The organism is Mesobacillus sp., from assembly GCF_057785455.1.
In genome coordinates, this window is the sequence record NZ_JBYNSB010000020.1 from 57,688 (window position 1) to 79,878 (window position 22,191).

Sequence of the window (22,191 nt, forward strand, 5' to 3'; positions counted from 1 at the left end):
GAAGGCTTTGATATCTAATGAAGCAAAACCACTTTTACTTATATGGAAATGTCGTAACTGATAAAAGAATAGATGAAAATATGTTTGTTGAAGTCAAGGACGGAATCATTTTGTCCGCAGGCAAGAAAGCGGGCAACTCAATAAACGACCTGCCATGCCATGAAGTAAAAGGCTGGATCTGTCCCGGTTTTATTGATACTCATATACACGGTCTTAATGGTCATGATTTTATGGACGGCACAAAGGAAGGTTTTTATCGCATTCAGGATGGGCTTCCAGCTTTTGGGGTGACAAGTTTTTTGTCGACATCAAGGGCAGCACCATTGGAGGATATTAAAACCTTCCTTTTACTTAGTCTAGAAATCGCAAAAGAAGAACGGCGCGGGGCGGAATTACTGGGTGTTCATTTGGAAGGGCCCTGGATCAATCAAAAATTTAAAGGTGCCCAGAAAGCCGAGTATATGATTGCTCCAGAGATCAAGGATGTTCAGGAAATACATGGTCTGGCTGAAGATATGATTGTCATTATAACATTGGCCCCAGAGCTCCAGAATGCTAATGAAGTAATTCAGTTTTTACATGAAAAGAAGGTTACTGTTTCAGCTGGCCACACAGATGCTACCTATGACGAAATCCAGAATGCGATTCAAAATGGCCTTTCACGTGTGACCCATTGCTTCAATGCAATGGGGCCGGTATCACACCGGAATTTAACTGCTTCATTTGCTGCCCTCTACTTACAAGCTTTATCCTGTGAAATTATCGCAGATGGCTATCATGTTCATCCAAAAATGATTGAATTCCTGTACAAATTAAAGGGCGCAGATCAGCTGACGTTAATTTCCGATTGTACCGGAACCAATTCATTAAACGATGGATGTCATCAGATTGGCGGGAAAACGATCTATAAACACAAAGGGAAGGTTACACTTTCAAATGGCCAGCTTGCAGGCGGCTCGTTAACTTTGGATAAAGCAGTTAAATATATGGTACAGCATTGTGATATTCCGATTGAAGAGGCAGTGCAAATGGCGGCCTACAATCCAGCTATTGTGTGCAAAGCAAGTGATCGGAAAGGCAGGATCAGTGCAGGATACGACGCCGATTTAGTCCTTCTGTCAGAGGAGCTGGATGTTGAGTGCACGATTATAGCAGGAGAATTTGCTTTCAATAAGCATGAATAGAAATGGCAGTTAATTTTCAAATACTTCAAATGAAATGAGGTATCTTGTGTGCAAATTAATTTAATGGGTGAAACAAAACCGATTTTAACAGGATTACAGCTTTTAAAAGATGAGCTGAATATTCAACTACATAATCAAGGATACCCGATTTTTGTAACTCAGAGGGTCGGACCAATCCAAGTTAGCAATAAAGGTGGAAGGGGTGAAATCTTCTTCCAGGAAAAAATTCACTTCTACCGGGCCATCGGGTTATGGCTGGAACATTACAATAAAAATGAAGAATTTGAACTGACGGAACAGCCTCAATTTCAAACGAGCGGTGTGATGCTTGATGTTTCCAGAAATGCTGTTCTAAAAGCGGGTGAAGTGCAGCAGTTGCTTAGAAAAATGGCAATCATGGGATTGAATGTCGTTATGCTCTATACAGAAGATACGTATGAAATCCCCGACTATCCGTATTTTGGGTACATGCGCGGAAGATATACAGAAGCAGAACTAAAGACATGTGATGACTATGCAGATCATTTTGGGATTGAAATGATTCCTTGCATCCAGACACTCGCTCATTTAACAATGGCATTAAAATGGGGCTTTGCCTCAGAAATAAGGGATACCTATGATATTTTGCTAGTCGGAGAGGAAAAGACCTATCAATTTATTGAAAGTATGATAAAGGCTGCCTCAAAACCGTTTAGATCGAAAAGAATTCACATTGGCATGGATGAAGCGCATCAGCTTGGACTCGGCCGTTACCTGGATTTGAATGGGTATGAAAATCGGTTTGAAATTATGAATAAGCATTTAAATCGGGTAGTTTCCATCGCCGAGCGCCATGGGTTAAAGCCGATGATCTGGAGTGATATGTATTTCCGCCTGGGGTCAAAACATGGTGAATATTATGATGAACATGTACATATTCCAAAGGAAGCAATTGAATCGATTCCTGAAAATGTGCAGCTTGTGTATTGGGATTATTACCATGATGATGAAGAGTTTTATCGTTCATATTTTAAGAAACATAATGAGTTGGGGAAAAACACGGTTTTTGCGGGTGGAGCATGGACTTGGAATGGCATCTCCCCGAATTACGGCAGGGCGTTTGCGACATCGGAGGCTGCCCTGGCAGCGAGCAAAAAAGATGGGATTAAAGAGATATTCACGACATTATGGGGCGATAACGGAAACGAAACCCCAGTACTTACAGCATTGCCGGTCATGCAGCTTTTCGCTGAACATACCTACCATGAAACAGTTAAGAAGGAACAATTATCTGATCGCTTTCATTTTTGTACAGGGAACCATTTAGATGATTTTCTGTTGTTAAATTTATTTGATGAAACGCCTGGGGTGATGAAAAATAATCCAATGTCATCGAATGCCTCGAAGTTTTTATTATGGCAGGATCTTTTAATCGGGCTATTTGATGAAAATATCCGCGGCTTAAATATGAAAGAACATTATCATAGGCTTGTTCCAAAATTAAGAAAGGCCAAGGAACGAAACAAGAATGCAAGGTTATTATTTGAATTTTACGAACAGCTGGCAACGGTATTAAGCCTGAAGGCAGAAATTGGTATTGAGTTAAAGGCTGCCTATGACCAACAGGATAAGGTGGAAATGTCCTCTTTAGTGAAAAAAGTGAAGGAGCTGACTCTCGAAGCAGAAGTCCTCCATGGCAAACATAGGGATGTATGGTTCTCTTTGTATAAGCCATTTGGCTGGGAAGTAATCGAGCTTCGCTATGGCGGACTAATAGCCCGGATGGAAACGGCACAATTCCGGATCCAGCAGTGGCTGGATGGCGAGACCGGCAAGTTGGATGAATTGGAAGAAAAGAGATTAGTGCATGATGGGCCAAACGGTATTCCTGAAGGTTCTTTAGGTAACCACTTTTATTATCGTATTGCCACAGCAGGCAATTTCAACTTATAGGTTGTTACTGATCCAGGAGGGAAAAGCATGCCAATCATTCAGTTTCCAAAAACAATGAAATGGGGAACAGCAACCGCGGCATATCAAGTAGAAGGGGCAGCGTTTGAGGATGGGAGAGGGTTATCAATTTGGGACACCTTTTCCCGCACTCCGGGTAAGGTGAAAAATGGTGATAATGGCGATATCGCTTGTGACAGTTATCATCGTTATCCAGAGGATATAGACTTGTTGAATCAATTAGGTGTGAATGTATATCGCTTTTCAGTTTCCTGGCCAAGAATTTACCCAAATGGGATGGGAGAAATCAATCCTAAAGGGCTGGAATATTATCATAGGCTTTTGGATGGACTGTTAGAAAAAGGAATAGAACCAATGCTGACCCTCTACCACTGGGATCTTCCCCAAGCATTACAGGATCAGGGCGGATGGGCGAACCGCGAGACTGTAGCTGCCTTTAAGCAGTACGCTGAAACAGTTTTCAATGAATTTAATGGGAAAGTAAAGTACTGGCAAACCATTAATGAACCATTTTGTGCAGCCTTTTTATCAAATTATCTAGGCGTTCACGCGCCTGGTTACCAGGATTTGCAGTTGGCTGTCGATATATCCCATCACCTATTGCTGGCACATGGATACGCAGTCCAGTCTTTTAGGAAAATGGGGATTTCAGGCAGTATTGGCACTGCAACCAATACAACCTGGAGAGAACCATTTAGCACTGGATTAGAAGATATCGAGGCATGCAGAAGGGAAATCGGCATAAATATTGACTGGTTTTTAGATCCTGTCTGTAAGGGTGAATATCCTCACTATTTGCTGGATTGGTTTAAGCAAAAGGGTGCAGTGGTTCATATTGAAGCCCGTGATATGGAAATCATCCATCAGCCAATTGATTTTATTGGCGTCAACTACTACTCAGGCAATATTGGCCGGTACAAAGAGAAGGCTGGATTATTGGATATTGAGAATATTGAAATCGATTATGAATTCACCAATATCGGATGGCCGATCTATGCTGAAGGCTTTTATAAAGTTTTTCGTTATTTGTCAAAGCGCTATGGAAATATCCCGTTATTTGTAACAGAAAATGGGGCTTGCTGCATTGATGAGCTTCTGGACGGAAAAGTGAATGATCAGGATAGGATTAAATATTACCAGCAGCATTTAACAGCCGTCAGCAGAGCGATCGATTCAGGCATCAACATCGTTGGTTATCTGGCATGGTCGCTGTTAGACAACTTTGAATGGGCAGATGGCTATGGAAAACGGTTTGGTCTGGTTTATGTAGACTTCAGTTCATTGGAAAGAGTAAAAAAGGAAAGCTACTTCTGGTACAAAAAAGTAATTGCCAATGGGTGGATGGAAATTTAATTGGCATTTATGATTTATAACACTATTAAGCTACTGATTACTTCATGCTGTATCGGGAAATTCAGTTAGCAGCTAAGGAGGGGTTGATCTTTGCAAAAAATCGTTTTGGTGGGCGCAGGGACAATGGGGATGGAACACGCCGCTTCCTATTATTCAATGAAGGATGTTCATTTAGCTGGGATTGTTGACTTAAGCAAAGAACGAGCTGAAAAGGTAATAGGCAACCATGATACAACTTTCTTTCAGACATTAGAAGAAGCAGTAAAGAGCTTTGATCATATTGACGTGATTGATATTTGTCTTCCGACCTTCCTGCATAAAGAGTATGTAATGAAAGCAGCTGATTACGGCATTGATGTAATTTGCGAAAAGCCTTTAGCTTATACACTTCAGGATGCAAAAGACATGATGAATTATTGTGAAATGAAACAGGTCAAATTATTAGTGGGCCATGTCGTCCGGTTCTTCCCCCAATATACAAAAGCACGAGAGCTCGTGTTGAATGGAAAAATCGGGGACATCGGAGTCGTCCGTACGAGACGTGGGGGTGATTTTCCCGCTGGATGGAAGAATTGGTATTCTGATCAAACGAAAAGCGGTGGAGTGATCCTTGATTTAATCATCCACGACTTTGATTTTCTGCGCTGGACCTTTGGAGAGGTTGAGAGAGTTTTTGCAAAAGGACTCGCTAACCGCAACAATGAAAACCTTGATTATGCATTAGTAACACTTGTTTTTAAATCAGGAGTGATCGCGCATGTCGAAGGAACATGGGCTCATGAAACGTTCTCTTCACAATTTGAATTTGCCGGGAAAAGCGGGATTATTGAATATGATAGTTTAAAAGAAGAGCCAGTTGTGCTGTCGGTAAGACAATCAATTACAGTACAAAAGGGAGTATCTGTACCGCAAAGTCCTTTGAAAATATCTCCTTATCAAGCTGAACTGGAACATTTCCTGCAATGTTTGAAGACGAACGAAACTCCGATTGTAACGGCAGGAGATGCGTATAAAGCAATGGAAATATCAGTCGCTGCACTTCATTCATTAAGGTCGGGTGTACCTGTAACCCTTGATGGTAAAGGGGGAGAGGGGGCGTGAAAATCGGAATCATCAGCTTCGCCCATATGCACGCTGTCAGCTATGCGTCCGTTCTAAAAGAGATGGATGGTGTCACCTTAACGGCTATCGCCGATGTGAACAAAGAAAGAGGCGAAAAATATTCAGAACTTTTCGACATCGTTTATTATCAAACTTATGAAGAGTTATTAAAAACTGATATTGATGCTGTAGTTGTTACATCTGAAAATAATCAGCATAAAGAACATGTTATAGCAGCAGCAAAGGCTGGCAAGCATGTGCTTTGTGAAAAACCATTAGCAACAAACTTAGACGATATGGAAGAAATGATCAGAGCTTGCGAACAGAATAATGTCATATTGGGAACAGCATTTCCAGTCCGGTTCAATACTACGATTCAACAAGCAAAAAAGATCATTGACCAGGGTGTTTTGGGAGATATTTTAGCCATTAAAGGAACAAATCGCGGAACCAATCCTGGAGGCTGGTTTATTGATCCTGAAAAATCAGGCGGCGGTGCAGTCCTCGACCATACTGTCCATGTTGTGGACATTATGAGATGGTTCACAGGAGCAGAGGTAACGGAAGTATATGCGGAAATTGGCAGTCTATATACAGAACAGCCTATTGATGATTGCGGGATTATTACGATGGAATTCAGCAATGGAATGTTCGCGACTTTAGACTGCAGCTGGTCAAGGAATAAGTATTATCCAACCTGGGGCGATGTAACACTGGATATTCTGGGGACGAAGGGTTCCTTAAAAGTAGATGCCTTTGATCAAAAGGTCGATTTTTATTCTGATCAGGAAGGTGTTCAATGGGTTGGCTGGGGTGATGACATGGATGCTGGCCTAATAGAGGATTTTGTCATGAGCATCAAGGAAGGAAAGAACCCGCTTGCAACAGGACATGCGGGATTAAAGGCTGTAGAAACAGCTCTGGCAGCCTATCAATCTTTTGAAGAGAAAAAACCGGTAAAACTGAATAAGTGAGAAGGAATCAAGATGTGCTTGATTCCTTAAATACATCCTGAAAAGAAAAAGTTTTGGAGGTGGAAAAATGCATTCCATTCTAAACAGTTTAAAAGGCGGTCTAATCGTTTCTTGTCAGGCACTTGAAAATGAACCTCTCTTCGGTGCAGAAACAATGGGGAAAATGGCAACAGCTGCAAAAATGGGCGGAGCAGTTGGGATCAGAGCAAACACGGGAGCAGATATTTTTGAGATAAAAAAAGCCGTATCACTGCCTGTAGTCGGTCTAGTAAAGAAAGAGTATAAAGACAGTGAAATTTATATTACTCCCACTTTAAGAGAAGTAAAGGAGGCAGTCGAAGCTGGTGCTGAATTCATTGCTTTTGATGCTACCAATAGATTGCGGCCGGATGGCCAAACGCTGACTGAGTTCGTAGAAGAAGTGAAGGAGAAGTATCCAAATCATTTATTGATGGGAGATATATCTACATATGAAGAAGGCCTTTTTGCAGTAAAGCTGGGATTGGATATGATTTCTACTACTCTATGCGGTTATACCCCATATACGAGTGAATACAATTCCTTTAATAGGCAGCTATTGGTTGATCTCATTGATGCAACTGACGTGCCCATTATTGCGGAGGGAAGAGTCCATACCCCAGAACTAGCTGCAGAATGTATTCGATTAGGGGCATATGCCGTTGTGGTCGGCTCTGCGATAACAAGACCGCATGAGATTACGAACCGGTTTGTCTCAGAAATACATACTGCGAAGGGGAAGTAGTCTATGAACACATTAGGGATTGATATTGGCGGTACGAAGGTCAAGGCCGGGATAGTGGATCAAGCCGGCCAGATATTGACTATGATTGAGGAACAGACAAATAAGCAGGATTTAATGGGACAATTATTCTCAATTATTGAAAGACTATCACTCAATGAGAATTTATCATTTGAGGCGATAGGTATCGGTACAGCCGGAAAGGTGAATGTCAGAGATGGCTCGATACTCTATGCAACTTCTAACTTGCCGGGATGGACAGGAACAAAGGTGAAACAGCTGGTAGAAGAACGTTTTCATTTACCCACAGTAATCGATAATGATGCGAATTGCGCGGCTTACGCTGAAATGGAAATAGGCGCTGCCGCAAATCTTGAAAACTACATGTGTATCACGTTAGGCACTGGAGTAGGTGCAGGAATCATCATAAATAAAGAATTATATCATGGATCGAAAGGTGGAGCTGGCGAAGTAGGGCATATGATCTTTCTCCCTGATGGCAGGCCGTGTAATTGCGGAAAACGGGGGTGCTGGGAGCAATATGTTTCGGGTTCAGCCTTAAGGCTTGATATAAAAGAAGCTGCTTTCGCTGATCAAGGCCTGGATCCTGAGGAAGTGTTTAAGCTTGCCAAGGAAAATCAGCCAATCGCGGTTCAAATTGTTGATCGTTTTATTACGAACCTTGCCGTCGGCATTGTGTCCTTGCAAAATATATTAGATTTAGACAGTTTCATTGTAGGAGGCGGAGTGATCAATTCAAGTCCGTATTGGTGGGATCTCTTCTTATCTAAATTGAATACAGTTGCCAGCCAGCCTCCGTCTGTTAGGATCGCTATTTTAAAGAATGATGCCGGTATGCTCGGAGCAGCATTTTTGGCCAGGAAATATGCAAAAATCCAGCCTGCAATTTAGTTGGAGAACAAGTTTTTATTCGGTAAAGATACGATATTAAGCGGTAAAACTAAGGGGTGTATAAAATGACAGAGTCTCGAGAGCTGCACGGAGATCTTATTATTATTGGCGGAGGGCTGGGTGGATGTGCGGCTGCCTTGTCTGCACTGAATTCCGGGAAAAAAGTCATCCTGACAGAGGAGACATCTTGGATTGGCGGCCAAATCACCAGCCAGGGAGTACCGCCTGATGAACATCCCTGGATTGAAAGCTTCGGTGCCACAAGAAATTATCGGACATTTCGAAAAAGGATCAGAGAATATTATTTTAATAATTTCCCAGTTAAGAACAGCCTGCGGATGAATGAGCAATTTAATCCAGGTAATGCCCTTGTCAGCAATATTAGTCATGAACCAAGAGCAGCATTGCGAGTCCTATATGATATGCTGGCACCCTTCCTCCATAGCGGAAAGCTTACTTTGTTAACGGAGTATAAAATTACTGATGCAGAAACAGAAAAGGATCAAGTAGTGTCTGTTACAGTTCAGAATACTTTAACAGGACGCTCACGAATTTTAAAGGGAAGCTATTTTCTGGATGCAACCGAAATGGGAGATGTCTTACCGCTGGCGAAAGTAGAGTATGTCATTGGGGCGGAATCCCAGGCTGATACCGGTGAAGCCCATGCACCTGTTGGGGAAGCAGAGCCCTCCAATATGCAGGCTTTTACTTATTGCTTTGCGATGGATTATATAGAAGGGGAAGACCATACGATTGAAAAGCCAGCACAATACGAATTTTGGAAACAATATCAGGCGTATTTTTGGCCAGCAAAGCAATTGAGCTGGTGGGGTCTGGTTCCTCATACATTAGAACCAATTGAATATTCGCTCTTCCATGAGCCCAATCGCTTCTCATTATGGAATTACCGAAGGGTTATTGATACGGCGAATTTCGAACTAGGTACCTTTGAGAGTGATATAACAATCGTTAATTGGCCGCAAAATGATTATTGGCTCGGACCTATTATTGATGTAAGTGAGGAAGAGAAAGAAAAGCATATAACAAATGCAAAACAACTAAGCTTATCCTTGCTGTATTGGATGCAGACGGAAGCACCCAGACCAGATGGGGGCTGCGGATATCCTGGGTTGCGGTTGCGAAAAGACATTTTGGGAACAGAAGATGGATTGGCCAAGTATCCATACATTCGAGAATCAAGAAGAATAAAAGCAGAGTTCACCGTGAAAGAACAGCATATCAGTGGTGAAATAGAAGGGAAGAATTCTGCCACTTTTTTTGAAGATAGTGTCGGAATTGGCTGTTATCGTTTAGACCTGCATCCTAGTACTGGAATGAATACATATATTGATATCTCTGCTTATCCATTCCAAATTCCGCTAGGGAGCTTAATTCCGGTTCGAGTCAAAAATTTGCTGCCAGCCAGTAAAAATATCGGAACGACTCATTTAACGAATGGTTGCTACCGATTGCATCCGGTTGAGTGGAATATAGGAGAAGCCGCCGGACATTTAGCGGCATACTGCATCGAACATGATGTAAGTCCGAGTGAGGTTAGAAGCCATCAATTAAAGGATTTTCAGGCACGATTAGTAAAAGCGGGAATTGAACTGAAGTGGCCGGAAATTCATAAAGTATGATTGGAGTGAGAAGAATTGATCGCTCTTGTTGACAAAAGTGGGCAAATGAAAAATCGTATAAACTTCAATGATTACTATTCTAATATTGAAGAATTGGCAGATAAAGATCTTTCAAAATATAAATCAATTTTTTTAAATGGCAACGAAAATGGCCAACCTTTGAAGTTGTCTTATCACATTCTTGAGAAGTTATATGGTTTTGTTGAACAAGGTGGCTTTTTATATGGGGAACTGATCAATTGTGAGGACTTCCCCAGTTCCAGGCTCTTTGGATTTAAGCAGGATTTTGCTGTGACCAATCGCCGGCTTGAAAAATTAGTGATCAGCAAAGATACACAACTATATAAAAAAGGCCAGCTGCTCGAGTGGCAGGGCCCATTTTTAACTGGCTTCACCTTTGATACGGAAAGAATTTTGGATATCGGATTTTTTAAAGAAACTCATTGGACGAAAGCGGAAGGAACCTATCCTGGATTAATAGTGAAAAATCATGGGGAAGGAAGAACGATTTTTTCCACCTTCGCTTTTTTAAGCAATGATCAAATCTGGACGCTGCGGCCTAACTGGCTATGGAACGATGTCGTGAAAGAATTGCAGCAGGATTTTCAATTGCCAATATCGATGATTCCTCCTGTCGTTCAATTGGCCAAAGGAACAAACATAGACAAAACAATCGCAAAGGGAGTGAACTGGTTTTTAACTTCGGGAATTTTACCAAAAGAAGATGGAAGTGCCGGTGTATATGAAAATGTTCATTCAATCCGAAGCGACATCAGCGAGGATTTCCGTCCTGACTGTCATGCTCATACTGCACTGCTATTTTACTTATATGGTGAATATACAAAGGAAAGTAAATGGAGTGAGATTTCAGCAAACTTACTTACTTATTTGTTCGAAGCAGGCTACCAGGATATAGATGTTCGATCGGATACTTATGGATTTTGGAAATGGTTTCAGAGTCCGAGAAATAAGCCAGACCAAATTTTTTCAGATGATAACAGCTGGGTAGCACTGGTTCTGTTATATCTTTACCGAAAAACCGGAAACGAAGAATACAAAGAAAGAGGCCTGCTAACTGCCTATGCTCTCTTAAACACGCAAAATCGAAATGGACTGCGTCCAGAATGTATTCGAGAACGAGAATTAAAAGAGAAAGGGATTGCTTATTTTCAGCATTCAACTGAAGCCAGCATGAATCCCCATTTTGAAGCGATCGTCCACGCTGCGTTCATACAAGCCTACTACGTTTCAAATGATGAAAAATTTTTAAAGACGGCCCACCGGGGTGCTTTAACATTGCTGGAAGATAAAGAGAATCTTAAATTCATGTACAGCAAAACAGCTGGCTACAGCAGATTTCTTTTGTCGTTAGCACAAATATATGCAGTTACAAAGGATGAATCAATCCGAAAAGGCTTAAATGAAGTGATTGAATATTTAGCTGGCCATCAGCATGAATCAGGGGGGATTGAGGAAAGTGATAACCCGGACCCTGAAAGATATGGTACAGAAGATACCGGCGTTTTTAGATTGAATGGTGAGGGTATAGCCGATCAATTGTATACAAATAATTTCTTGCTTATGAATGCCTGGGAAGCCTGGAAAGCAACTGGTGACCCCGCAGTTAAAGATCTTTATGATAAACTAGCCCAATTTGTAGCTGACATTCAAATTTCTTCTTCGAAAAAAGAGTTCAACGGCGGCTGGATGCGTTCCTTCCATATGGAACGAGGAGAGTATTTTGGCAATAATGGCGACACAGGCTGGGGTGCATATGTACTTGAAAGCGGCTGGACCAATGCGATTATCTTATCAGGAATGCTGTTAAAGGAAATGAATCAATCGTTACTGGATTTTTAGTAAAAAGAGGTGTCTAAATGTCAAGCATACAGTGTTCCATTCTGAATGATGCTCCCGCTATCAAGTTTGCGCAATCGGAATTATTTAAATATGCCGAACAGGTCAGCACGAACTTGAATTATTCATTTATTTTGGGGCAGGAGCAGGATTTCCTACAAAAAGATTTAATTAATGAGCCCGTTTTTCAAACCGATGAAGCTATAGATACTTTTCAGCTTTTGGAGAATGGGAATGATTTATACATTATTGGTTCAAATCCGCGTTCGGTGCTTTTTGGAGTATATCATGCTCTGAAAAAACTATATGGGTATAAATGGGTTCATTTTTTATCCAAAGAAAATGCAGCTGTCACAGGGGAAGGGCTAAAGCAAACGCCTATTCTTACAGGGAAAATGAAAAGAAGAGGCCTGGTTGTTGAAAATTATAATGACCCGGAATTTCTCTTGCAGCTAGTCGACTGGGCAGCTAAACATTATATCAATGAACTGTTTTTTACTTTCATGCTATGGGATAAAGTAAAGCATATTCTTGCGAAAGAAATCGAGAATCGCGGCCTTTCCATTACAATTGGAGGGCATAGTATGCACTATTTAGCAGAGGGACTGTCGGCAGCTGGGAAAAAACAAATCGATTTTTCAGATGAAACATGGAAGAGCAAGATAATAGATAAAATTAAGGAATATTGTGAGGAAACCAGTTCTATAAAACGAATATCCTTATGGCCTGCAGACGTAGGAATTGAAGATGATCCACATTTTTTAGCAAGATATATTTCATTTACTGAGCTTATACAAAAGCAGCTTCCTGGTGTTGCAGTGGAGCATATTGCCTATAATGCAGGGTTATCCTGGGAAATGCTTGAACTCTCCGAAGAAACTCCAGGCTCTAAGTCGGTTCATACTTTATTTGCATACTGGGGAAGGAATTATCAGCAGTCTTATAAAAAAGAAGACAGAGCCATCAAGGCGTTGGAAACTTGGTGCTATGCTACGAAGGAAAGTGGCCGGGAACTTACGATTTTTGAATATTATAGTGACCATTTTATGTTAGGCAATTTGTTTCCGCCATTATTCCAAAGAATTCATGAGGATCTTAACCTCTATTCTCAGATGGGTATCGACCAAATGGTCAACTTGATTGTCCCCTATATTCCGAAGGCTGGATCAGATGATAGTGATTCCCTGTATCCTTGGAAATCAGTTCAGTTAATGAATGATTACTTTTTTGCCCGTTTAAGCTGGGGTGATTCTTTTAACGAAATCGAAGAAGATTTTTACTCAATGTTTGATCAGCGCCATACCGAAGTAAGGCAAGTAATTAGGAGCATTGAAAAAGTGCTATCAGAAGTTTCTAAATGGAATGTACCTTTGTTCCCTAATCGTCTTATTGATCCGGAAAAAGTAGAATTCCATGACGAATTGCACTTAATAGTGGATGACTTAAAAAAATGGAAACAAGAGATTGAACCATTTGCAGGAAAGGCAGTTTCCGGTATCGAGGACCCGTATAGCATGATTTCCTTCTATATTAACTATTTAGTTGAAAAGTTAGAGGGGTATCTATGTACCTGGGAAGAAATGGAATCGAAGGGCCGGGAAATCATTTAATCTTAGATTAGGAGGAATAACATGAAACAGCGGATCGTTTTTATTGGTGACAGTATTACATGGTGGGGAATCAGTGAGAATGATGAAATCGGTACCGGATATGTACGATTGGTTCATGACTATTTAAAGGTTACTTATCCAGAGAGAGAGCTGGAGATTTTTAATAAAGGCATAAGTGGACATCGGGTAAATGACCTGGCTGAACGCTGGGATCAGGATGTCATTTCCTTAAATCCAGATATTGTTTCCATCTCAATTGGGATTAACGATGTTGCGAGACAATTTGATTCTCATGACCTTGAACAAATGTATCCTGAACCATACGAAAAAATATATGAATCTATGCTTAAGAAGGTCGTTGAAAACACCAACGCTTCCCTTGTGCTAATGGAGCCGACCGTTATTAAAGAAGACCCCCAAAGTGAAGGGAATAAGAAGCTGGCCGCATATGTTGAGATCATCCATAGGTTAGCAGAGAAATATAATGCTACACTTGTACCAACACATCAAGCATTCATGAAATACTTGGAGTCTGGGAATGGCCAGCCACTGACCAATGACGGTGTTCATATGAATACTATGGGGAATACATTAATGGCAAAAACTTGGATTCAGGCAACTAAGGGTTTATTTGAGGGAATATAATTTTTTTAGATACAACTAAAGGGACAAAAATGATATTCCCTTAGTTTTTGATTGAAGAAGAATGTGCGCTCCCATGCTATCATATCACTCGCGCATAGTCGTAAGTGAACCTGGTTTAAGAGGCGATAGGATGCTGGGAAAAACAGAGGAGAGTGGATCAAATTAGGGGATCCGCTCTCCTTTTTGCTTTACCAGAAGTTTGGATGGAAGCAAAAGGTACGTCCCCGTGCTTATATTGGTATTTATATATTGTTTAAGATAGAATAGGACTTACTTAGTTATGTTGGGAGAAGGATAATGGGTAATTCTAACTATGAGATAAAAGTGAACAAAAATCAGTTCGTATGGAATAGCTATGAAGGTCAGCTGACGTTTGATGGTGCCCCTGCTTTGCTGTTCTGGGATTCGGCGATCGAGCTGTTCTTAAAAACAATAGAAGAAATATCCGGAAGTGACGTGTCCAAGACGGTTTATGAGGTAACCGGCTTTCGTATGGGACATCTTGTAAGCTCATATTACGAAGGCAGAACAGATGTGGTGCAGCTGCTGGAGGAATATGGGGATATCTATAAGAGTGCAGGCTGGGGACATTTTGAAATTCATGAGTATTCTTATGAAGAGAAAAGGGCTGTCGTAAGAATCCGCAACAGCTGGGAACATCGGATTTTCAAGCTTTCCGATAAAAATAAAGCAGGGGTCCTGCTGCCAAGTCATTGGGCAGGGATTTTCACTGGTCTGTTCCAGCAAAATATGTGGTATGAAATGGTGAAGAGCCAGCAGGGGGGCGATGAATACGATGAGATTGTAATCAGCCCATCGACTGTGACCATTTCGCAAAACATTCATGAATTAGCGAGGAAGAAAGAACAGGAAAGCATCTCGGAGTTGGAAGAGATGGTCGAGACTCGTACAGAGGAACTCAATTCGATGATTCAGGAGCTGTCTTCTCCAGTCATTCCAGTTCTGAAGGATATTCTCGTTATTCCTTTGATCGGAAAGTATAATGATGAGCGGTTAAGCAGTATGATAGAAAAAGCTTTGGTGGAGATCACCAGATTGAAGGCTAAATACCTGCTTATCGACTTAACTGGAATCAAGCAGGTTGATTCATACACCATCCATGGCATCCAAAAAATGATCCAGTCGGTCCGCTTGATCGGCGGACAATGCTTTGTTGTCGGTGTGTCCGCTGAACTAAGTATTCAAATCTTAAGTTCAAACGTTAATCTAGCAGGAATCCACACCTTCTCAAGCCTCCAGCAGGGGGTAGAGTACGCTATTCAGCAGAATGGGTATGAATTAGTAAAGAAAGATTAAGTAGAAACATGGGGACGTACCCTTTGCTTCCATTTGGAAGCAAAGGGTACGTCCCCATGTGTTTATTTCGCAAAAAAAGACCATATTAATCTATTAAACTGATATTGATCTTCTTTCGGATAAGACTGTATCTGGAGTTTTATTATATTTTCCTTCCCAAAAGTCTGCACCCTCGATCCCTAACGTTTCAGGCTTGAAAACTGGGTTTTTTCCAGCGTTCTTTTGTTTTACGTAGTCTTTATATACCTTTAGAGCTGGTTTGGTCAGCAATAGGATGACTGTTAGGTTAATCCAAGCCATTGCGCCCATTCCTAAATCTCCCATTGCCCAGACAAAAGTAGCTGATTTGATGCTTCCGTAAAATGTACCCGCTAATAGGACTACTTTCAGAATATGATTTGCCCAAATAGGCATTTTCTTTATATGGCCTGCAAGGAAAGCAAGATTTGTTTCGGCCTTATAATAATAAGATAAAAGTGTCGTAAAGCAGAAAAAGAATAGGGAGATTGCCAGAAAGGCAACACCGAATGTTGGGAACACTGACTCTACTGCCAGCTGTGTATAGATAGAAGGTTCGGCATTACCGAGTTTATCAATAACAGGGGTCATCCCTTCCGGTTTAACATCATACATCCCGGTAATCAGAATCATAAAGGCAGTGGCTGGGCAGATAATCAACGTATCGATGTAAACGGAGAATGCCTGGACCAGTCCTTGTTTTGCCGGATGGGAAACTTCAGCAGCGCCGGCTTCGAATGTTTCACTGCCCAGGCCCGCTCCATTAGAATAAACGCCTCTTTGTACTCCCCAAACAATCGCAGAACCCATCAGGCCGCCAAATGTTGAATTGAAGTTAAATGCACTTGAGATAATTAAAGAAAAAACTTCTGGAATTTGATTTAGATTAAAGCTAAGAATAGCAATACAAAGCAATATGTAGCCGATGGCCATGAAGGGAACCATTACTTCAGCAACTTTAGCAATCCGTTTAACCCCGCCAAAAATGATAAAACCCAGTAATATGCAGAGCACGATTCCAGTCGCGATCGAAGGAATCCCGAAAGTATTGTTCATTGTTAATGCCACAGTATTTGCCTGGATGCCAGGCCATAAATAACTCATAACAATCATGGTCAATACTGCTGAAACGACGGCAAACCGTTTCGATTTCAGCCCTTTTTCAATATAAAAGGGCGTTCCTCCGCGATATTGACCATCAATTTTCCTTTTATAAACCTGGGTAAGCGTAATTTCGATGAAGGAAGTCGCACTTCCCAACAGGGCAGCCACCCACATCCAGAATACAGCCCCTGGACCTCCGAACGCAATGGCTGTTGCCACTCCAGCAACATTACCTGTACCAACACGGCTTCCTAGTGACATGGACAATGCCTGAAAGGAAGAAACGCCTGCCTTAGATTCGCCTCCATTAAAAGTCAGTTTGATCATATCCTTAAAAAATCTTAACTGAACAAAACGAGTAAGAATCGTATAAAGCAAACCTAACCCTAAGAACGCGAAGACTAAAAATGAACTCCACACATACCCATTCAACCAATTTACTAACTCCATAGATGAACCACCTTTGATGAAAGATTTTTGATGCTATGCTATCAAATTTTAAAGAACATATAATTGAGTTATTTACACCCAGATACGCCCCCGACAGACATGGTGAAATAACAAGTTACCTACTGTTTTATTTAGTAAATTTACCCTTAATTAAAATTGGACAAACAGAATTTGAAATATTTCTACTATTTTTACATTCTTGAATATAAATTTTTCGGGACAGATTGCTTTAGGCGAGGGGCTAGAAAAAGATTGAGGGATAAGATAGATTTTATAAAATATGATCAGCGGGCTGGACACTTTTGGACTAAGGGGCGATTTGATGTTAATAGTTTTTATAGACTGATACGAAGAAAAATGGATATTTATATTGGTGTTTTAAAACTAAAAAAGCGTCCCGGTGCTTTTTTAAAGCAAGGGGACGCTTCATTTTATACTTCTCGCGGTTTTTCAATAAAGAAAGTTACAACCAGGAATAAAATGAATGCTAGTAGCAACAGTGACCCTCCGACGATAAATAGAACCATGACGAAGGTTTTGTCCATGTTGAATGGATTCAGGTTGTACATCCACATTCCGATGGTGAGTCCTAGTGAGCCAATCATGCCGAGGATGCTGTGGATGGCTACTAGTTTTTTGTACTTAATTTTATAGTTTTTGTAAAAGATTCCCCAGGCGAATACGGATAGCCAGCCGACTAACAGGATGTGGGCGTGGATGGGGCGCATGGCATAGTCGCCGGCACCTGCCATATGTGAGCCCAGGAAGGTTCCAATCAGTCCGAATAATGCTGAAAATCGTATAAGCCGAATACTCCAAGTTTGTTCCATGTTTTATTCCTCCGTTTGTTTTTCTCTAGGGAGCTTTATCGTAAAAGTCGTTCCTGAATCTTTCTCGCTCTCCACTTCAATATTTCCGTTGTGCAATTCGATGATATGTTTGACAATCGACAGGCCTAATCCTGTTCCGTTCTTTTTGCGGGCGGCATCGACACGGTAAAAGCGTTCGAAGATTTTCGAGGCCTGCTTTTCGTTCATTCCGATTCCGGTATCCGCGAAGGTGATGTTGATCCAGTTATAGGTTTCGGTTATCTGGATAAAAATGCTTCCGCCAGCTCGATTGTACTTGATTGCATTCGTGAGCAGGTTGTCCCAGACGTTCATCAAAAGTTCCGGATCTGCGAGGATCGGGGCAGGGGGGAGATGGTAAGAGATTTCAATCTCTTTTTCCTCCAGACGCCATTGATGCCTTCTGACTGTTTCCTTGATCTGTGTGTCAATCCTGACCGTAGACAACTTCATCGGATAGGATTTCTGATCCAAGGATGTAAGCAGCAGCAATTGTTTTGTCAGATTGGACAGCCGCTTGGATTCCTCGTCGATGATTTCGACATACTCCCGATGCTCCTCGTCGAGCTCCTGTGTTTTTAAAAGCTCAGCGTATCCCTGAATATTCATCAATGGTGATTGAAAGTCATGGGATACATTATTAATGAATGATTTACGTGCTTCATCATTATGCTGCAGCTGAGTCTGCATTCTGCTGAAGCTTTCGGCAAGCTGGCCGATTTCATCACTCCGATAGATGTTCAAAGGATAGTTGAAATTCTCTCTTGTGATTTCCCTTGTCGCTTCTGTCAGCTTTGTAATCGGCTGGATCAGGTGTTTGGCAAACCAGAAGACCCCGCTTATACTGACGATCGACACCGCGACAAAAAACCAGGCAAAAATGACATGTACGTCGGAGAATAACATTTTATTATTCGGCCTCAGGTACAAGCCAAAATCCTCGTCTCCAATGGTGAAGGGGACGCCGACGGTATTATCAAGCTGATTTGAAAAATGGCTCATCATCAGCCATGGTGAGCTTGTTTTATCCATGCCGTGATAGATTTCTTTTTCCTCAATTACGTCAATAGCTTTAGCAGGCAGGTTCTTTTTCGAAAAAGCTTCGCCAAAAAAGAATTCCTCACCACTTTCGCTTAGAACATAAATTTGATACCCCAGTTTACTGATTGAATCAAGATAGGCTGTGAAGCTTAAATGCGATGTAGAATGCATTTGCTCGAGACTTGAAGTAACCTCTTTGGCAATTTTAACGTTTTGTTCATCGATTCTTTCCCTTGTCGATGTCATATAGACCCAGTTTGCCAGGATGAAGGCGATGACAATGCTGATGCCCAGGATGAGAATGGTTGCGATGATGAACTTCCTGTACAACGTATTCATTTCACGTCCTCAAGTCTGTAGCCAATCCCGCGAATCGTCTGGATTTCCACAGTGGCTCCATGCTTCTTAAGGCGTTCACGGATCCGGTTGATATGAGTGTTTAGCGTTTGTTCACTGCCCTCATAATCGGCTCCCCAGGCCTGTTCAATTAAAGTTGAACGAGGAGTGGTTTTATTCATCCGTGAAGCAAGGATGCTCAACAGCTCGAATTCCTTCAGCGGAAACAGGATGGTCTCCTGATCGATTTCTACCTCAAAGCTGTTGCGGTCAATCTTCATATTGCCAGCCTGGATGACCGAATCGATGGCCCGCTGCATCCTCCTTAATACAACAGCAACCCTGAAGAGCAGCTCCTTCACCTCGAATGGTTTTACAATATAATCTTCACTGCCTGAAAGGAAGCCTTGCTCTTTATCGCTTAGCTGGCCTTTCGCAGTAAGGAGGATGACGGGAATCTCCCAATCATCAGTCAGGATTTTCGTCAGTTCAAAGCCATTCATCCCAGGCATCATCACATCGACAATTGCAAGGTCGACATTTTGCTTTTCAATCAGGGATAAAGCCTCGTCAGCATCGCTGGCCTTGAAAACCTGGTACCCTTCCTGGGTTAAATGGATGGTCACGAGTCTTTGGATATTCGCATCATCATCAACAACAAGTATTCTCATTCTTTACGCCTCCTTAAGGGGGAAGAGGAGAGGAGGCCTCTCCAGCTCTTATTGATTCTCCACACTTGTCTGCTTATCTTTTTCAAAGAAAAGAATCAGTGCAGGCAGCAGCATGCCGCGAACGAGGAAGGTGTCGATCAGGATGCCGACAGCGACCATGAATCCGAAGATAAACAAATCGGCGATTGGCATCGTCGTCAGCGCTGCGAACGTTGCCGCCAAAATTACACCTGCGGACGAAATCACTCCGCCTGTATTGCGTATGGCAATTTCAAGGGCTTCCTTCACTTTGTGTTTACTGCGCTCTTCATTAAAGCGGGAAGCCAGGATAATATTATAATCGATTCCCAGTGCAACAAGGAAGATAAACGCATACACAGGAACACGAGTACTGATAGCATCGTATCCGAACAGAACATCAATCAGGAATACACCGAGGCCAAGGGCAGATGCATAAGAAAGCAGGATGGTTGCCATCATGTAAATCGGCATTTTCAGTGAGCGTGTCAATACAATCAGCAATACAAGGATCAACGCTGTTTCAAGCAGGACAATTTTCACGATGTCAGAATTATTGACTTCACGCTCATCCACAAGCTTTGGTGTGACCCCGCTAAAATAAGCATCGGCTTTCAGTCCGAGATCTTCCTGCAGCTCAGGAGATTGATTGCGCAAATCCTCCATATAATCCATTGCTTCAACCGAGTACGGATTCATGTCCAGCGCGATGCTGAACTTCGCCGCATCACCATTTTCCGTGATACCAGCCAATCGGACAGAAGCGATTTCTTTTTCAGCATTCAGCTTTTCGGTAATCTTCAGTGCATCTTCTTCTGTTAATGGTGTATCACTTTTAATCAATAGCGTGGTAGGGGCCAGTTCACCCTTATCATATCTCTGTTCTACTATTTCATAACCAACCCGGGATGGCAAATCCTCTGGGAAGCTTTTAACCATGTCGAATTCATAATTCAGATTGAAAATGTTTAACGCGGATAGGACGAGAAGCACGCCGACCACTCCGCCGGAAAGGCCAGGCTTATTGACAACGAATTTGGCAATTGGTCCCCAGACACCATGCTTGATCTCTGTCTCGACACCATACTTAGGAACCTTCGGCCAGAACGCCTTGCGTCCGAATAACGTGAACAGTGCTGGCACCAGGGTAACGGAAGCGAGCATGATGAAGAACATCGCCGTACCGAAGATCGGTGCAAAGTTCTGATAATCACGGAAATCCGCAAACAGGAGCACGAGCATCGCAGCAAGGACAGTTCCGCCGGCAAAAAAGACAGGCTCGCCCGTCGCGCGCATCGCATGCTTCATCGCATCGAATTTGCTTTCATAATGGTTCAGCTCTTCGCGGAAGCGAGAGAATACAAACAATGAATAATCAATGACGGCCGCAAAAAGCAAGATGCTCATGATGGAGGTCGTCTGATTATTGATTTCAAGTCCTCCAGCTCCAAGCAGGGCGACACTCTGGTTCACGACTTGATAAACGATAACTGTAGCCAGCAATGGAATGATGGCCAGGAGCGGTGAACGGTAAATGACAATCAAGAGAACAAGGATGATCCCGACTGTAGCCAGCAACAGAACGAAGTCCGCCCGCTCAAAAAGCTTGATCGTATCACCTGCAATCCCGGCAGGACCGGTGATATAAAACGATGTGCTTTCAAGCTTGTCAGCAATGCCCGTACCAATTTCGGTAGCCCGGTCATTGATTTCGGCATACTGATCATTGCCCAGGCCTGGTTCAAGCTCCATCGGCACAATCATCGTTGATTTGTCTTCAGAAATGAACGACCCCAGCGCCTGTGGGGGAAGTTTCCGAGTATCAATGATATTCTTAATCCCTTCAATGTCCTCGGAAATGATTTCATCAAGGATTTGATTCACTTCATCAAGATTGATGTCCCCATTCTCGTTATGGAATACAAGAATGCCCGGAGTACCCTGTTCATTCGGGAAAAAGTCCTCCGTCTTATTTTGCGCGATGACGGACTTCGCATCATCCGGCAGCGATTGAAAATTGTTCACCTTGTAATCGCCAAGCTTAGGGCCAGCACTTAAGCCCACCATCAATACCAGCCAGGCGATGATTGTAATCCACATCCCGCGTTTGGTAGAAACCCAGTCTGTGATGAAATAGAGCATCTTCTTCATGTATAAACCTCCTATGGTAAAACTTTTCTCAATGGCTGGCTGCGTTCCACCCATTTTTTACATCAAAGCTCTTCATCAGAAAAAAACGAAGTGCCTTTGTCAATGAACATCATATAACATGAAAATAAACACAACCTCAACTTTCAATTACAAATTGCGATAACAGTCAAAAAGGTGAGCCAGCAATAGCTGCAAATCCTTTCACCTTTCACCGTCATAAATGATATACTCAGGTTCTACTATATATAGAA

The 22,191-nt window shown here is 42.1% G+C and carries 17 protein-coding genes; 12 read left to right on the forward strand and 5 right to left on the reverse strand.

The genetic code is table 11. The features are described from left to right. Positions 1–17 precede the first annotated feature (17 nt). From nagA to AC3EBE_RS07070, 12 genes are all read left to right on the forward strand, one after another. A complete protein-coding gene (gene nagA, locus AC3EBE_RS07015) occupies positions 18–1,184 on the forward strand; it encodes an N-acetylglucosamine-6-phosphate deacetylase (RefSeq protein WP_488594305.1) in 1,167 nt (388 codons plus the stop codon). Positions 1,185–1,232: 48 nt separating this feature from the next. Continuing rightward, positions 1,233–3,116 (forward strand): beta-N-acetylhexosaminidase, encoded by a 1,884-nt coding sequence (locus AC3EBE_RS07020; protein ID WP_488594306.1) that lies wholly within the window; start codon positions 1,233–1,235, stop codon positions 3,114–3,116. Between the two features lie 27 nt (positions 3,117–3,143). Then, positions 3,144–4,487, forward strand: a complete 1,344-nt coding sequence (locus tag AC3EBE_RS07025; protein ID WP_488594307.1) for a GH1 family beta-glucosidase — start codon at positions 3,144–3,146, stop codon at positions 4,485–4,487. Between the two features lie 90 nt (positions 4,488–4,577). Beyond that, entirely contained in the window at positions 4,578–5,588 is a 1,011-nt protein-coding gene (locus AC3EBE_RS07030; RefSeq protein WP_488594308.1) for a Gfo/Idh/MocA family protein, read from the forward strand. After that, complete coding sequence (locus tag AC3EBE_RS07035) at positions 5,585–6,562, forward strand: Gfo/Idh/MocA family protein (RefSeq protein WP_488594309.1); 978 nt, start codon at positions 5,585–5,587, stop codon at positions 6,560–6,562. The genes AC3EBE_RS07030 and AC3EBE_RS07035 overlap by 4 nt, the downstream gene beginning before the upstream one ends. 67 nt (positions 6,563–6,629) lie before the next feature. Next, entirely contained in the window at positions 6,630–7,325 is a 696-nt protein-coding gene (locus tag AC3EBE_RS07040; protein ID WP_488594310.1) for an N-acetylmannosamine-6-phosphate 2-epimerase, read from the forward strand. A gap of 3 nt (positions 7,326–7,328) precedes the next feature. Beyond that, complete coding sequence (locus AC3EBE_RS07045; protein WP_488594311.1) at positions 7,329–8,234, forward strand: ROK family protein; 906 nt, start codon at positions 7,329–7,331, stop codon at positions 8,232–8,234. A 65-nt stretch (positions 8,235–8,299) separates the two neighbouring features. Next, positions 8,300–9,874, forward strand: a complete 1,575-nt coding sequence (locus AC3EBE_RS07050) for an FAD-dependent oxidoreductase (protein ID WP_488594312.1) — start codon at positions 8,300–8,302, stop codon at positions 9,872–9,874. A 45-nt stretch (positions 9,875–9,919) separates the two neighbouring features. Beyond that, positions 9,920–11,734, forward strand: a complete 1,815-nt coding sequence (locus AC3EBE_RS07055) for a hypothetical protein (RefSeq protein WP_488594313.1) — start codon at positions 9,920–9,922, stop codon at positions 11,732–11,734. A 17-nt stretch (positions 11,735–11,751) separates the two neighbouring features. Continuing rightward, the gene (locus tag AC3EBE_RS07060) at positions 11,752–13,341 is read left to right on the forward strand and encodes a hypothetical protein (protein WP_488594314.1); all 1,590 of its coding nucleotides are present in this window, start codon (positions 11,752–11,754) and stop codon (positions 13,339–13,341) included. Positions 13,342–13,362: 21 nt separating this feature from the next. Continuing rightward, positions 13,363–13,986, forward strand: a complete 624-nt coding sequence (locus tag AC3EBE_RS07065) for an SGNH/GDSL hydrolase family protein (RefSeq protein ID WP_488594315.1) — start codon at positions 13,363–13,365, stop codon at positions 13,984–13,986. 297 nt (positions 13,987–14,283) lie between these two features. Then, on the forward strand, positions 14,284–15,303 hold the full coding sequence (locus tag AC3EBE_RS07070) for an STAS domain-containing protein (protein WP_488594316.1): 1,020 nt from the start codon (positions 14,284–14,286) through the stop codon (positions 15,301–15,303). Between the two features lie 93 nt (positions 15,304–15,396). Here the strand turns inward: AC3EBE_RS07070 and AC3EBE_RS07075 are convergent, their stop codons facing one another. The 5 genes from AC3EBE_RS07075 to AC3EBE_RS07095 all read right to left on the reverse strand — a co-directional run bounded on the left by AC3EBE_RS07075 (position 15,397) and on the right by AC3EBE_RS07095 (position 21,940). After that, positions 15,397–16,875: an alanine/glycine:cation symporter family protein gene (locus AC3EBE_RS07075; RefSeq protein ID WP_488594317.1), complete on the reverse strand. Its 1,479-nt coding sequence runs from the start codon at positions 16,873–16,875 to the stop codon at positions 15,397–15,399. A gap of 431 nt (positions 16,876–17,306) precedes the next feature. Continuing rightward, entirely contained in the window at positions 17,307–17,705 is a 399-nt protein-coding gene (locus tag AC3EBE_RS07080) for a hypothetical protein (protein WP_488594318.1), read from the reverse strand. A gap of 3 nt (positions 17,706–17,708) precedes the next feature. After that, on the reverse strand, positions 17,709–19,103 hold the full coding sequence (locus tag AC3EBE_RS07085) for a sensor histidine kinase (protein ID WP_488594319.1): 1,395 nt from the start codon (positions 19,101–19,103) through the stop codon (positions 17,709–17,711). Continuing rightward, positions 19,100–19,771, reverse strand: coding sequence for a response regulator transcription factor (locus AC3EBE_RS07090; RefSeq protein WP_488594320.1), 672 nt, complete (start codon positions 19,769–19,771; stop codon positions 19,100–19,102). Before AC3EBE_RS07090 ends, AC3EBE_RS07085 begins: the two co-directional genes overlap by 4 nt. A 48-nt stretch (positions 19,772–19,819) precedes the next feature. Beyond that, positions 19,820–21,940 (reverse strand): MMPL family transporter, encoded by a 2,121-nt coding sequence (locus AC3EBE_RS07095; protein ID WP_488594321.1) that lies wholly within the window; start codon positions 21,938–21,940, stop codon positions 19,820–19,822. Between the last annotated feature and the right edge of the window lie 251 nt (positions 21,941–22,191).